The following is a 13,539-nucleotide window of genomic DNA, read 5'->3' as shown; positions in this document are numbered from 1 at the left end:
CAACCAAATAGAACTGGGGCGGAGATGTCAGCGAAATACATCTTTGTAACGGGCGGAGTTGTGTCTTCGCTCGGCAAGGGCCTTGCGGCCGCATCGATCGGCTGCCTTCTGGAAGCGCGAGGCATTCGCGTGGGCATGATGAAGTTCGATCCGTACCTGAACGTGGATCCCGGCACCATGTCGCCGTTTCAGCATGGCGAGGTGTTTGTGACCGATGACGGCGCCGAGACCGACCTGGACATGGGTCACTACGAGCGCTTTACGCACGCGAACCTGAGCCGCGACAACAACCTGACCAGCGGCCGCATTTACGAGCAGGTGATCACCAAGGAGCGCCGCGGCGACTACCTGGGCAAAACCGTCCAGGTGATTCCGCACGTGACCAACGAGATCAAGAGCGCCATGCGCAAGGTCGCCTCGGAGAACCAGGTGGTCCTGGTCGAAATTGGCGGCACAGTCGGTGACATCGAGTCGCTGCCGTTCCTGGAGGCAATCCGCCAGATGCGGCAGGACCTGGGTCGCGACAATACCCTGTTTGTCCACGTGACCCTGGTTCCATGGATCGCCGCGGCGCAGGAGCTGAAGACCAAGCCCACGCAACACTCGGTGAAGGAGATGCTGAGCATCGGCATCCAGCCCGATATCCTGCTGTGCCGGTCGGAGCGTGAATTGCCGCGAGAGATGCGGTCCAAGATCGCGGCCTTCTGCAACGTGGAAGAGGCCGCAGTGATCGCGGCTCGTGACGTCGCCAACATCTATGAGTTGCCGCTCGCCCTGGCGCAGGAAAACGTCGACACGTTGGTTCTGAAGTACCTTCGCCTGGATGACGCGGCCGAGGCAAAGCTGGACAAGTGGAATGACCTGGTCCATCGTGCGTACCATCCCCGAGACGAGGTTCACATTGGCATCGTCGGCAAGTACGTGGAGTACGAGGACAGCTACAAGTCGCTGAAGGAGGCGCTGGTTCACGGCGCGCTGGACAGCAATCTGAAGCTGCGTGTGACCTGGATCGAAGCCGAAGGGCTGGAAACCGCGGACGGCTCGTACACCCAGCAGCTCGACAGCTTCGACGGCATCCTGGTGCCGGGCGGCTTCGGCAAGCGCGGCATCGAAGGCATGCTGAACGGTATACGCTTTGCCCGCGAAAACAAGGTTCCGTACTTCGGCATCTGCCTGGGCATGCAGACCGCGTGCATCGAGTTTGCGCGCAACGTCTGCGGGCTGAAGGACGCGAACTCCGGCGAGTTCGATCCGGCGACGCCCAACCGCGTGATCTATAAGCTGCGCGAGCTGACCGGCGTGGAAGAGATGGGCGGGACCATGCGCCTGGGCGCTTGGACCTGCCACATGGAGCCCGGCTCGCTGGCGGCGCGCATCTACGGCACGACCGAAATCAGCGAGCGCCACCGCCACCGCTACGAGTTCAATCGTGAGTTCGAGCCCGCCCTCAGCAACGCTGGCCTGCGGTTCACAGGGTCAACGCAGGAAGGCACCTACGTCGAGATCGTCGAGCTCCCTCAGCAGACGCATCCGTTCTTCATCGCGTGCCAGTTCCATCCGGAGTTCAAGTCGAAGCCGTTGGAGCCGCATCCTCTCTTTCGCGATTTCGTGAAGGCCAGCTACGCGCACCGCATGCAGCACGGCCGCGCCCTGAGCCAGGAAAGCTTCCAATCCCTGCAGCAAACGGCAGCCTGAGACCTGATCCGGCCTGTGTCGCTCTTTGTCGCATCTGACGTTGCATGAGCACACCGGAAGAGAAGATCGAAGCAGAACGCGAACGGCAGTACGAAGTCCGGCGACAGGAGCGCATCGCGGCGAACAGCAAACCACGTAGTTGGGCCGGGTTTGTGCTCATCATGATGGTGCTGTGTCTCTGTTTCGGCGTTCTGCTCGCCGCATTCGTCGTACGCCGAGCGAACACCAATTCCATCTTCGGCACGATCTCGACCGCGCTGCTAGGTGATCGGACGGATACCGTCTCCGCGCCAGTGGTGGTGTCGCAGATCCAGCGATTGAACCGGCTGGAGACAGTGCAATACAACGTGGACACGGTCGTCGAAGGGCACCGTACGTCCGCTCTCAACGCGTTGCCTGACCTGCTGGTCGGCGACCGTTTGCTGCTGGTGGTTCATGGACAAGTGATTGCAGGCGTGGACCTGTCCCAGCTGAAGCCTGAGAGCGTGCGCATCAACGGAAAGGCGATCCAGGTGGACCTACCCCCTTCGATCATCTTCAGCAGCCGCATCGACGAAGCGAAGACGCGAGTGTTTGCCCGGTCTACGGGCCTGCTCGTCCCAGTCGATCCCAACCTGGAAACGGACACCCGCCGCAGCGCGGAAACGCAGGTGCAGGACGCGGCTACCAAAGACGGCATCCTGGACACGGCCCGCAACAATGCGCGCAGCAGCGTAGAGAGCCTCCTACGCGGGTTTGGGTTTCAGCAGGTCACGGTGCGTTAGCCGGTACCGTTATGTTAGGCGCAAGCCGCTATCGGGCGCGAAAGGCCTGCTTCTTGTGAGCGAATGGAGCAAAAAAACGGCCCTCCAGGAGGAGGGCCAATCTGCCTTGGTTCTCTCGGGTTAGGAGAGGTGCTCCGGAGGTGCGTTCTAGGACGCACGCTTCCGAACTTGATACCCACTCGCGCACGCAGATATGCCTTTGCGGCGCGAGCGGTGGAACTTAGTTCATGCGAGCCGAGTCAGTGCCGGTGGGGGTACCGGTAGAAGCGGCGGGGGTTGAATTGCTCGCCTGGGGGGTGCCCTGATCCATCTGGGCCAGGCTGTTGTGCAGCAAGGTGACGCGAACTCCGTTCACCAGCGGCTTCTCTGTAGATGCCGTTTCAGTGCTGGAAGAGGTCTTTACATGACCCAGTCCCGACTTATAAATACGGTACACCGGTACTTGATGCTCAGTTACAAGGTAACGGACGACAGCATCGGCCATTGCCTGCGAGGAAGCCACACCAGACCGGCTATATCCCTGCACCTCAAGGATATAACCCTTTTCCGTGCCAAGGGTAGAGGCAACCTGATCTAGGTCGGCTTTAGCCTTAGTACCCAGCGTCGTACGGCCCTTCAAGAAAGGCACCGCCGTGCTGGAGACGGTCTGATACTGATCCAGGTTCGACACCGTGCCATGCAGCGCGTCGGTACGGGTGCTTGCCTGGGTGGCGAGGCCGTTTGCCTGAGTGGCGCGCTGGCCTGCGGCCTGCGCGTGCGCATCGGCTTGGGCCGCCGCGTCATTCGCCTGACGGATGCCGGCCTGGGCACGGCTGTCCACATCCTTGATGTCGTTCGCGTTCTTGGCCTGAAGCTGGTCCAGCTCGTTGACCCGATCCTTCACCGGATCGATCTGGCGATGTACCCACTTCTTGCGTGCCAGGGGATTCATGTGACCCCAGAAGCCTTCCTTGCTCTGCATCGGCAGCGGCTGGCCCGTGGCATAGGAGCCGCTGTCAGCGGCGTCCTGCTTGGCTGGCTGCGCAGTCGCGGTCTGCGTCGTCGCGGTGCTCTGAGCATCGCTGGTTGCTGCGCCGGACTGCTGTGCCGCCTGGGAAAAGGCCAGCGTGCTGCTGGCAAACAGAGCCGACACTGCGGCAACTCGAAGGAGAGTGCTATTGGAGTACATGTGGATGACTTGGCTCCTTTGTTCGGCCGAACCGCTTAGCGGCTACCGGCGGCGCTTCCGGGTTGCGTGAGCAATCGGTACGCTGGGATTAGAGCAAGTCGTGTGCCAAAGTGCTGGGCTTTTGATATGAGTCACTTACCGCCTTAGAGCGATCCTCTGCTCACGGTAAGTGGACCGAACCTCCGGCAGAATCTACTGCCTGCGCCCGGAACTTCTTACCCGGGCGTTCTGGCGCAGATCGGCCGTGGGCCTACTCGGTGGTGGTGTGCAGAATGCGTATTTGTGGCGGCTGCTGATTCCACTCGGCAGGAACATTCTCCAGAATCAGGCGGAAGTCGTGGCTGCCACCCGCAACGAGCGGCTCTGCCGAGACCGGTTCCAGGTCCACGTACGGTTCCCGCGTGCGGATGAGCGTTAGCGGTACCGTGAACGGCGCCGAGGTGGTTCCGTCATTCAGAGGGAACGCAAGCTGGACGGTTGCGGCTGTGACCTTGCGGGGACCGCCGTTCTTCACGGTGCCATCGATGTAGGTCACCTTTCCACCGGTGCCATTCGTCGCTTCCGACAACTGCAGATCGCCTGTGGTCAGGTTCGCAGCGTAGCTGTCGGGCTGGCCGGCATCGCGGGGAGCCCGGTGGAGGGTCGTTGCCGCGAGCACCAACGCCAGCAGAATGACTACTGCAGCGGCGGCAAGCAGGGCGTTGCGCGAAATGCCTGGCTCTTTGGTTTGCTCAGTGGAGAAAGGCGTGGCCATGGCTGGAGTGTACAAGGCCCGGCACAAATCTGAGGCAGTCTAGAAGCGAGGGCGAGCGCCTCGGGAACCGGTCTTCTGACCGGACTTCTTGAGCTGCGCGTGCTCGCTCAGCCGCTGCTTGCGCTGCACGGACTTGCCTGCGGCTGCACGGCTCAGGGCCTGCACCTCGCCCGGGGTCAGCTCGCGGAAATCCCCGATCGGGACGTCGAGCGTGAGCGCGCCGTAGCCGATGCGGCGGATCTTCTCGACGTGATGTCCAATCTCCTCGAACATCTTACGAAGTTGGCGATTGCGGCCTTCCGTCAGCGTGACCTCGTACCAGGGGTTGTCCCCGCGCCGGGCAAGTTCAACCCTGGCGGGAGCGGTCATCACGCGATCGCGACGGGTACCACGCACCTCCGCCAGACGGCCGCGGTCAATCATCACGCCGCTACGAAGTTGCTCCAGCGCCTCTTCCGTCGGCTGGCCGGCGACCTTGACCAGGTACGTTTTCTCGACGGAGTTGGCGGCCTTACTCAGGTTGTTGGCCAGGTTGCCGTCGTTCGTCATGAGCAGCAGACCTTCGGAGTTGTAGTCGAGCCGGCCGACCGGGTACAGGCGCACGTCCAGCTTGCGACCGGACTTCCGCGCGGTCTCGCGCAGGAGGTCCACGACGGTCTCGCGGCGCTCGGGGTCGCTCATGGTGGTTACATAGCCACGTGGCTTGTTGACCATGAAGTAGCGATGTTCCTGCACGCCCTGTATCAGCTTGCCGTCGACGCGGATGTGATCTTTGCTCACGTCCGCCCGGGTTCCAAGCTCAGTGACGATTTCGCCGTTGATCTGAACGCGGCCTTCCTCGATAAGCTCCTCGGCCTTGCGGCGCGACGCGATGCCGGCCTCGGCAAGGATTTTCTGCAGACGCACGCCTTCGCGCGGCTCGGGTGCTGCGGCTTGCTTCTTCACGCCGGATCCTGTTCTGCGCCCTCGGGCTCGGCTTCCGCACGAGGAGAGCTGCTGGCCGAATTCTCTGGTTCGGGCGTCTCTGTCGTCTCGGCGTGGGTAAGTTCTGTTGGTTCTTCTGCGCTGTCGGGCGCGCGTCCGGCCTCTTCGGCGGGGGATGCCGCCTCGTCCGCGCCATTCGCCTCGCGAATGTGCTCGGCGTCTCCGCGGGCGTTAGCGCGTTCAATAACGGAGTCGGTGGATTCCATCGGCAGATCCTCCTGCTCGGCGAGTTCGCCGGCCATGCGCTCAAATTCTTCCATGGATGGCAGCTCCTGAATGTCGCGCAGGCCGAAGCGGACAAGGAACTCCTTCGTCGTTTTGTAGAGCATGGGCCGGCCGATGACCTGCTTGCGGCCGGCAGTCTGGATGAGTTTGCGGGTGAGCAGCCCGCCCAGGACACCGGCGGAGTCGACGCCGCGGATCTCAGAGATTTCGGCAGCGGTCACCGGCTGCTTGTAGGCGACCACGGCTAGGGTTTCCAGTGCCTGCAGGCTCAGCTTCAGCGCCGGCTTGAGGCTCTTCACGAAGCCGCGAACGGCATCGTGGTACTCGGGCTTGGTACCGAAGCGGAAGCCGCCGGCGACCTCGCGAATCTCGATCCCGCGGTCGGATTCGGCGTACTCGCGGATCAGCGCGTCGACGATGCTCCGCAGGTATTCACGCACTGCGCGTTCCCGCTCGCGGGCAGAGCGCTTGTCGGCGTCGGATGTCGTAGCCGCCGGTTCCGGGCCGCTCTCCGACGGCACTTCTGGCTCAGGAAGTTGCTCGGGCTCGTCTGAAGTTTGCCCGTAGATCTCGATACCCGCAGCGCTCTCGATCAGTTCCGCTTCCGGACTGATGGACGATTCTGCCTCGGGATCGGACGTCGGTGCGTTGCTTTCGGCGTCAGCTGTGTCGATCTCCGGCGCAGGTTGCGAGCCGGCGGCATCGACTTCTTCTGGATCGGCAGGAGCAGTTTCAACGCTATCGGGCGTCATCGTAGTCAACGGCAACTGCGACTGGCGTGCGGCTAGCGCGTCGAGCTCCGATTGCGCCTCTTCGCTGAGCAAGACGACAAGCTGAGCCAGCGTGACGGGCTCTTCCGAGGCGTAGATAACGGCTTCGATCTTGGACTTGAGGCTCATGCGCGTGCAGCGGACCGGCGTCGGCCGCTCGTATCAGTATGCCGGATGGCGCAAGTCTGACGGGCAAAAGAAAGAGCACCCATACCCGGGCGCTCTTTCCATCTGTGCCGCGTTTACTTGCTGGCGGTCTGGCGGTTACCGGTGTAGGTGACGCGCCACATGGTATTTGCGCCGTCCTCGACGATATAGAGAGCGCCGTCCTTGCCGACAGTCACGCCTACCGGACGTCCCCAGACCTTGCCGTCCGGCGTAACGAAGCCGGTGACGAAATCCTCGTACTCGCCCGTTGCCTTGCCGTCGCGCACAAAGGCGTGAACGACCTCGTAGCCCGCCCGGTTCTTGCGATTCCACGATCCATGCTCGGCAGCGAAGATGTCACCGTCCATTGCTGCTGGAAAGGCGCCTGCGCCTCTCGCGTTCGGGTAGAAGAGCATTTCGAGCGATGCCATGTGCGGCTGTACCAGAACGTCGGGCGTGATCACCTTCCCCTTCAGCTCAGGATGTTTGCCGACGTGACGCGGGTCCTGCACGCCGCCGTCAGTGCTCATGTAGTACCAGGGCCAGCCGTAGAAGCCGCCTTCCTGGACAGAGGTGATGTAGTCGGGCACGAGGTGATTGCCCAGCCGATCGCGCTCGTTGGTCGAGCACCAGAGCGAACCCGTAATGGGATTGATGGCCTCCCCGACGCAGTTGCGGATACCCGAGGCGTAGACCTTTACGAACGTGCCATCGGGCTTGTACTCGAGTACGTCGGCGCGGTGGAACTCACCGGGGTTGTTGTCCGTGTCATCCACGTTGGAACGCGATCCGACCGAGACAAACATCCGCGTGCCGTCCTTCGAAAAGACGACGTCGCGCGTCCAGTGACCGCCGCCGCGCAGCTGGGCGAAGCCCGGCAGTTCCTTGACCACGATCTCTGCCGGTCCGCTGGCATGCAGGTCGCCGGCCTTGTAGGGGAACTTCACCACGTTAATGGTGTTCGCGACGTAGACCCACTTGGGATTCACCGCTGGGTAGAAGTTGATGCCGAACGGCAGGGTTTTTCCTTGCGAACTATCGAAGCTTTCGACAGAGGCGAAGACTTCCTTTTGCTGCGCCTTGCCGTCCGGTCCCACACCGCGGAGGACGTAGATCTTGCCTGCCTTCGAGTCGGCAACGAAGATGTCGCCGTTGGGCGCAGTGCGCGCCAGGCGCGGCTGCTGCCAGTCGCCCTCGCTGTAGAGCTCAACCTTGTAGCCGGCCGGAACCTGTGGAACCGCACCATTTCGCGGAGAGATGGTGGGTCCGTTGTCGACCGACTCTTCCTCGTGCGGCACGGGCAGATCGGCGGTGGTGATGTGGATGCGATTGCCTGGCTTCTGTTCCAGGGCGTCTTCAAACGCAGACTGCCCGGTCTTGACCTGGGTCTGCTGAGCAGAGGCGAGCGCTGGAACGAGCGTGGCGGCGAGCGGCAAAATCAGCAGTGCAGAAAGACGTGGACGGCGCATATTGGCTCAGATGCTACAGCATGGGAGCCAACGTTTGTCTAACGTGAATTGGCGTTGGCGCGGAGCAACTCGGATGGAATGTCTGTGGTGAGAAGCACGTGCGACTTGCGCTGTTCGATGTGCGCACCGGCGAAGACGCGATGCAGCGCCTGCTCATTGGCCGTGCCGCTGTCGGGCACAAAGGCGCGCAGCAGGTTCAGGATGGTCTGCAGATTGGTGGTGGTCTGGGCGGCGTCCTGCTCTGAGGGCGCAAAATCCTCCACACGCAGGTGGAGCGCGGTGCGGTAGGACAGCGATGCGACCAGGTCCGTATCTTCGCTGAGCGGCAGCGGCACGCCAAAAACCTGGACATGCCCATTTTCTGAGAACGGCAGCCCCACGTGGCCGATACCCCAAGCCAGCGCAAAGTAGGGCACGTCGTCGTAGTGTGCCGCCAACACGCTCGACCCGCTGAAGGGCGAAGCGCCCGCGCTGTAGCGGTCCAGCATGGAATGGATCTGCTCCGTTGTCGGCATGTTGGAGGCAGCGATCATGTCGAAACCGAGCGCCGCGATGCGGAGAACGCGACCTTCCTGCCCGGGCACGGTGAAGATCGTGTGGCCCGCGTAGGTCTCCATGGAACGGCTGTTTGCCTGCAACCACATGGAAAGCCGCGAGGTGTCGAACCGGCCCTCCGCAACGGCGGAGTAGGCGACCACGCCGTTCGGACCCTTCGGGTCGGGCATGCGGTGCAGAGCGATGGCGATACGGTCCAGGTCGCGCTCCCAGCGAAATCCGGTAGCGTTGACGAAGTCTGCGTACTCGGGCGCAGGCGTGACCGGCTTCTCGTCGAAGTGCGTGGCGGCGCGTACTGGCTTCAGATTGAAGTAGACGATCGCGTCCGATTCCGGCAGGAGGCGAGCCACTTCAGGCGGTGCGTGGAAGCGCAGCAGCAGAACGACTGCCAGCGCGACAACAAACAGCAGCGCGGCCAGGAGCGAGTAGAGAGTGCGTCGACGCAATCGAGGCAGTTTCGGCACGGCGCAGACAGAATAGCGGATGTCTAGTCGCTGACGCGGAAGGTGTACATCTTGCCGGCGTAAGCGATGCCAGGGGTGCTGGCGTTGCCGGGCGGCAAGACGCCGTATTCCCCCTTGGTGATGTCCGCCGGAACGGTAAAGCTGAAGATGCGCGACGCGACCTTGTGAATGGGAATCTCAAGCTGGTCGCGGTCGGCACCAGTTTCCGAGTGGAAGACGTTGCCGGTCTTGACTCGGAATTCGCGGCGGTCGGATTTGGTTCGGAACCGAAGGATGATGTACTCGACGGCATCGCTGAGCCGGGGGGCCAGGATCATCATCTCCGTGCCGGGTTCAATGTTCAACGAGGACTTGGGACCGCTCACCTCCCCGTTCAGGTCCTTCTTGATGATGTTGTTGGTCACGAGGCTCTTGAGCGCGCCTCCGTCGCGATACTTCACCAGCTCGGGCGAAACTGCCTCCCACTGGCCCTGCTTGTTCTTGAAGTACAGACCGGGGTCGTCCACGTCGGGCGACAGCGGCGTGACCTCCACCGGCTTGGGATCTGGCCGCTGAGCCAAGCCGCTGTTGCGCGCCAGCATGGCGCTGATCACGGTTTGCGAGACACCGGCGTTCTTCAGAGCGATCAGGTCGTCCGGCCCGGTGCGAAAATTGCCGGGCTGCGTACGGATCGTCTGCGTGATGATGCTGTCCCCTACATCCGCCTTGGTCATGCGGATGATGGCCTCGTTGTCGAGCTCCCGCGGTCCGGTACGCCGGTCGCGAGCCGGTGCGTTGGCCGGGTCCGCCTCATTCTGCTGCGCGTTGCTTTGCGTCTGCTGGCGCTGCAGCGCGGGCAAGGGGCCTTCGTCCTGGGCACGACATACAGGGGCAGCCAACAGGGTGAGCAGGGCGAGGCAGGCGAGCTTGATCGTGAGCTTGGAGGCGATCCGCACGAAGGGTCTCCTTGGCAGAGTGGAACGGGGCTGCTGTTCGATTGGACGAAGCATATCGCACGGCGTTGGTGGGCCGGCGAGGCGTCTGTACGGGCGTGCGCCGCGCAGGGTATAAGGGTCGGCATGAATCGCCGCAAACTTCTGCAGGGCTCGGCCGCGTTGGCCGGCACGGGAGCGTTGTCTCGGCTTACGCTGGCACAGGGAGCCGCTTTGAACGATCACGCCGCCATACCGCGCACGAACTGGTCCAAGAACTTTCACTTCCACACCGATCGTGTGTACGCGCCGACCACCCGCGAAGAGGTGCAGCAGATTGTTCGACAGAACCCGAAGCTGAAGGGCTTGGGATCGCGGCACTCCTTCAACGATTCTGCCGACTCGCATCATGCGCAGATCAGCATGCGCGCGGTGAAATCGGTCCAGATCGACGCTGCGGCAAAGACTGCGACCGTTGGCGCGGGCGTGGCTTACGGCGAACTTGCGCCGGTGCTGGACCAGGCAGGCTTTGCGCTGCACAACCTGGCTTCGCTGCCGCACATCAGCGTGGGTGGAACCATTGCCACCGCAACGCATGGTTCAGGAGTCCACAACCAGAACCTCTCCTCCTCAGTGCGGGCGCTCGAAATCGTGACCGCAGACGGAAACGTCATCCACCTGTCGCGTGACCATGACGGTGACACGTTCAAGACAGCGGTTGTGCATGTGGGCGGCCTTGGCATAATCACTGGGGTGACGCTGGACCTGCTGCCGCGTTTCGACATGACGCAGGTCGTCTACGAAGACCTGTCCTTCGATCAGTTGCAGCACAACATGGACGCGATCCTGGGCGCGGCGTATAGCGTGAGCCTGTTCACCACGTGGCAGAACAATCGCGCGACGCAGGTTTGGCTGAAGCAAAAGGTACAGCCGGGCGTGACGCCGCCCGCGTACGAGGCGCTGCCCAAGGAGTTCTACGGGGCAACGCTGCAGAAGGCGAAGCTACATCCGTTGCGAGAGATGCCGGCGCAGAACTGCACCGAGCAGATGGGCAGCGTGGGTCCGTGGTACGCGCGGCTGCCGCATTTCAAGATGGAGTTCACACCGTCCAGCGGCGAGGAGCTGCAGAGCGAGTTCTTTGTGGCGCGAGAGCACGGCTACGAGGCGATTCGAGCAGTCGAGACCCTGAAGGACAAGATCACGCCGCACCTGCTGATTACGGAGCTGCGGACCATCGCGGCAGACGACATGCCGATGAGCATGCACTACAAGCGCGATTCGCTTGCCATCCATTTCACCTGGAAGCCGCAGGAGCCCGAGGTGCGGGCGCTGTTGCCGGAGATTGAAGCGAAGCTGGCGCCCTTTCAGGCGAGGCCGCACTGGGGCAAGATCTTCACCATGGATCCGAAGGTCCTCGACAGCCGCTACCCCGAGATGCAGCGCTACCGCGACTTGGCGGCCAAGCTGGACCCGCAGGGCAAGTTCCGCAACGACTTCCTGAACCGGAACGTCTTTGCGGGCTGACCCGCTTTGCACATCGGAGGCCAGCCCTCCCTGTGCTAAAGTAAGTCTCAGCGCTGCGCATTCATAGGCAGCGTTGTTTGCTGTATGCGGTGTGTTGGGCTGGTCTGTTGGCCGGTATGTGTTGGCTGGCGTAGCTCAGCCGGTAGAGCATCTGATTTGTAATCAGAGGGTCGGGGGTTCAAATCCCTTCGCCAGCTCCAGATCCCATCCTCTTCATGCGGCAGGCGCAACCGGGCACAGGTGGCCGAGTGGTTAATGGCAGCAGACTGTAAATCTGCCACGCATCGCGTTACGGAGGTTCGAATCCTCCCCTGTGCACCACTTCCCGGGCTGTTGTAGAGCACGCGGAGGAGGTACGTTGGACGGTCCGGGATCGCAGCAGCGAATGGCCGTAGCCCTTGTGGTGATAGCCGGTGCCGCGATCGGGGTCTGGCTCACAATAGATCCGGGCAAGTACCGGACACTAGCGTGGGTGCTGTTAGGGTTTTTCGCCTTTCGGGTGCTGATCGGCCGTATGCGGGCCAGGCAATCGGAAGCGCAGAAGGGCTGATGTAGCTCAGTGGCAGAGCACTCCCTTGGTAAGGGAGAGGTCGAGGGTTCAATCCCCTCCATCAGCTCCAGGTTTTCGAGGCGGGTTCACTGATCCGCGACAGGCAAGAACCTTGCCGAATCGCTGACTCGCTGGCCCGCTCAGATGAGCGGGAGTAACTCAGTGGTAGAGTCACAGCCTTCCAAGCTGTTGGTCGCGGGTTCGATCCCCGTCTCCCGCTCCAAAGTTCCAGACTCGAGGTAGCGGTTCAAGCATGTACGAGCAGGCAGTGATTCCGGTCGGCAATCCGGAAGCGTTTCAAACGGTTCGTCAGGCGATCGAAAGTTCCTTCTCCAGCGGACGGGTGGCTGGCTTCCTCTCAGCCCTGCAGTCCTCCAAGCTTCGCATCCGTGAGTTCGAGCAGGTGTTGAAGGCTGGCAAGCTGGGTCCCGCGGCTGCAGACGACTACGCCAAGCTGGGTGACGGCGATCAGGGCATGATCCGCGAACTCTACCTGAGCTTGCTGGAGCAGGTGGACCCGGAGCTTCGGCGCAAGTTCCTGAAGGTCTACGCCTACTACTGAGTTCGTCGCCCCAGCCAAGGAGTTCCTCATGTTGAATCGCCAGCAATACGGAGCGCTCATTGAGCAGCGTTTGCGCGAGGAGCTTCCGCGTCTGCGCGAGGAGTTTCCGCAGCACGTCGTTCAGAGCTGCTACATCGACAACCTGCTGCCCGAGGCTGAGGCGCGCGAGATCAACGCCGCGTTCCCCGCCAAGGAGACGATGATGCTGCGCAAGAGCCTGCGTGAGAACAAATACGTAGCGGCGCAGATGAACAAGTACACGCCCATTCTGGAAGAGATCATCTTCGCCTTCCAGGAACCGGGTGTAGTCAAGGTCGTGGAAGAGATCACAGGCATCCAGGACATGATCCCGGATACGAACCTGTACGCCGGCGGCATCAGTCTGATGGCGAAGGACAACTTCCTCAACCCGCACCTGGACAATTCGCACGACAAGGATCGTCAGGCCTACCGCGTTCTGAACCTGCTCTACTACGTCACGCCGGATTGGACACACGAGAACGGCGGCAACCTAGAGCTGTGGGACGAGGGGCCGAAGCATCCGCAACGCGAGATCACCAGCGCCTTCAATCGCCTGGCGCTCATGGCGACGCACGAGAAATCGTGGCATTCCGTAAGCAAGGTGAATGTGGATCGCTCACGTTGCTGTGTCTCGAACTACTACTTCTCCGAGAAGCCGCTGGAAGATCACGAGTACTTTCATGTGACCTCGTTCCGCGGCCGGCCTGAGCAGCCCGTGCGCGACATGGTGCTGCAGGGAGACGTTGCGCTTCGGCAAGGTATCCGTAAAATCTTCAAGGGCGGCGTCGCAAAGACGACGCACATGTACGTCAAGGACGAGAGCGAGCAGACCGATCGTCCGGACGGCAAATAGCAAAAGTTTTCCTGGGCTTGGAGCCGTATGGTGCGGCAGCCCGAACTTGGGTAATTTGGATGAGCTGCCTGGCAAGCGGCTTTTGACTTTGGAGTAAGTGAGATGGCGAAGGAAAAATTTGAC

12 protein-coding genes and 4 tRNA genes are annotated in these 13,539 nt (G+C 62.0%); 9 read left to right on the top strand and 7 right to left on the bottom strand.

Annotated features, from left to right (window positions below; genetic code table 11):
* Positions 1-24: 24 nt before the first annotated feature.
* Both OHL12_RS17220 and OHL12_RS17215 read left to right on the top strand, forming a co-directional pair.
* On the top strand, positions 25-1,695 hold the full coding sequence (locus OHL12_RS17220) for a CTP synthase (RefSeq protein WP_263415172.1): 1,671 nt from the start codon (positions 25-27) through the stop codon (positions 1,693-1,695).
* A gap of 44 nt (positions 1,696-1,739) precedes the next feature.
* On the top strand, positions 1,740-2,459 hold the full coding sequence (locus OHL12_RS17215; protein ID WP_263415171.1) for a DUF4230 domain-containing protein: 720 nt from the start codon (positions 1,740-1,742) through the stop codon (positions 2,457-2,459).
* A gap of 220 nt (positions 2,460-2,679) precedes the next feature.
* Here the strand turns inward: OHL12_RS17215 and OHL12_RS17210 are convergent, their stop codons facing one another.
* From OHL12_RS17210 to OHL12_RS17180, 7 genes are all read right to left on the bottom strand, one after another.
* Positions 2,680-3,627 carry an OmpA family protein gene (locus OHL12_RS17210; protein WP_263415170.1) on the bottom strand — a complete coding sequence of 316 codons (948 nt, stop codon included), beginning with the start codon at positions 3,625-3,627 and terminating at the stop codon, positions 2,680-2,682.
* Positions 3,628-3,877: 250 nt separating this feature from the next.
* Complete coding sequence (locus OHL12_RS17205; protein ID WP_263415169.1) at positions 3,878-4,381, bottom strand: DUF2393 domain-containing protein; 504 nt, start codon at positions 4,379-4,381, stop codon at positions 3,878-3,880.
* Between the two features lie 39 nt (positions 4,382-4,420).
* Positions 4,421-5,326: a pseudouridine synthase gene (locus OHL12_RS17200; protein WP_263415168.1), complete on the bottom strand. Its 906-nt coding sequence runs from the start codon at positions 5,324-5,326 to the stop codon at positions 4,421-4,423.
* Positions 5,323-6,489 (bottom strand): SMC-Scp complex subunit ScpB, encoded by a 1,167-nt coding sequence (gene scpB, locus OHL12_RS17195; protein WP_263415167.1) that lies wholly within the window; start codon positions 6,487-6,489, stop codon positions 5,323-5,325. Before scpB ends, OHL12_RS17200 begins: the two co-directional genes overlap by 4 nt.
* A gap of 113 nt (positions 6,490-6,602) precedes the next feature.
* Entirely contained in the window at positions 6,603-7,976 is a 1,374-nt protein-coding gene (locus tag OHL12_RS17190) for a PQQ-dependent sugar dehydrogenase (protein ID WP_263415166.1), read from the bottom strand.
* Positions 7,977-8,014: 38 nt separating this feature from the next.
* Positions 8,015-8,977, bottom strand: coding sequence for a hypothetical protein (locus OHL12_RS17185; protein WP_263415165.1), 963 nt, complete (start codon positions 8,975-8,977; stop codon positions 8,015-8,017).
* Between the two features lie 41 nt (positions 8,978-9,018).
* Positions 9,019-9,930: a hypothetical protein gene (locus OHL12_RS17180; RefSeq protein WP_263415164.1), complete on the bottom strand. Its 912-nt coding sequence runs from the start codon at positions 9,928-9,930 to the stop codon at positions 9,019-9,021.
* A gap of 123 nt (positions 9,931-10,053) precedes the next feature.
* On the opposite strand from OHL12_RS17180, the gene OHL12_RS17175 reads away from it, so the two are divergent.
* The 7 genes from OHL12_RS17175 (at position 10,054) to OHL12_RS17145 (ending at position 13,416) form a co-directional block, all read left to right on the top strand.
* A complete protein-coding gene (locus OHL12_RS17175; protein ID WP_263415163.1) occupies positions 10,054-11,430 on the top strand; it encodes an FAD-binding protein in 1,377 nt (458 codons plus the stop codon).
* Between the two features lie 124 nt (positions 11,431-11,554).
* Positions 11,555-11,630 (top strand) — tRNA-Thr (locus tag OHL12_RS17170).
* A gap of 34 nt (positions 11,631-11,664) precedes the next feature.
* Positions 11,665-11,751, top strand: a tRNA-Tyr gene (locus OHL12_RS17165).
* A gap of 224 nt (positions 11,752-11,975) precedes the next feature.
* A tRNA-Thr gene (locus OHL12_RS17160) sits at positions 11,976-12,050 on the top strand.
* Between the two features lie 78 nt (positions 12,051-12,128).
* Positions 12,129-12,203 (top strand) — tRNA-Gly (locus OHL12_RS17155).
* 30 nt (positions 12,204-12,233) lie between these two features.
* On the top strand, positions 12,234-12,542 hold the full coding sequence (locus OHL12_RS17150) for a hypothetical protein (protein ID WP_263415162.1): 309 nt from the start codon (positions 12,234-12,236) through the stop codon (positions 12,540-12,542).
* Positions 12,543-12,570: 28 nt separating this feature from the next.
* Positions 12,571-13,416: a 2OG-Fe(II) oxygenase gene (locus OHL12_RS17145; RefSeq protein WP_263415161.1), complete on the top strand. Its 846-nt coding sequence runs from the start codon at positions 12,571-12,573 to the stop codon at positions 13,414-13,416.
* Positions 13,417-13,539: the final 123 nt, after the last annotated feature.

This window comes from Terriglobus aquaticus, assembly GCF_025685415.1.
GTDB classification, from domain to species: Bacteria; Acidobacteriota; Terriglobia; order Terriglobales; family Acidobacteriaceae; genus Terriglobus; species Terriglobus aquaticus.
This window is presented reverse-complemented; position numbering and strand designations above follow the sequence as displayed.

Bases quoted from the DNA above. Each gene is read 5' to 3' on its own strand.
- OHL12_RS17220 (WP_263415172.1), top strand. From the start codon at position 25: ATGTCAGCGAAATACATCTTTGTAACGGGCGGAGTTGTGTCTTCGCTC.
- OHL12_RS17215 (WP_263415171.1), top strand. From the start codon at position 1,740: ATGAGCACACCGGAAGAGAAGATCGAAGCAGAACGCGAACGGCAGTAC.
- OHL12_RS17210 (WP_263415170.1), bottom strand. From the start codon at position 3,627: ATGTACTCCAATAGCACTCTCCTTCGAGTTGCCGCAGTGTCGGCTCTG.
- OHL12_RS17205 (WP_263415169.1), bottom strand. From the start codon at position 4,381: ATGGCCACGCCTTTCTCCACTGAGCAAACCAAAGAGCCAGGCATTTCG.
- scpB (WP_263415167.1), bottom strand. From the start codon at position 6,489: ATGAGCCTCAAGTCCAAGATCGAAGCCGTTATCTACGCCTCGGAAGAG.
- OHL12_RS17190 (WP_263415166.1), bottom strand. From the start codon at position 7,976: ATGCGCCGTCCACGTCTTTCTGCACTGCTGATTTTGCCGCTCGCCGCC.
- OHL12_RS17175 (WP_263415163.1), top strand. From the start codon at position 10,054: ATGAATCGCCGCAAACTTCTGCAGGGCTCGGCCGCGTTGGCCGGCACG.
- OHL12_RS17150 (WP_263415162.1), top strand. From the start codon at position 12,234: ATGTACGAGCAGGCAGTGATTCCGGTCGGCAATCCGGAAGCGTTTCAA.
- OHL12_RS17145 (WP_263415161.1), top strand. From the start codon at position 12,571: ATGTTGAATCGCCAGCAATACGGAGCGCTCATTGAGCAGCGTTTGCGC.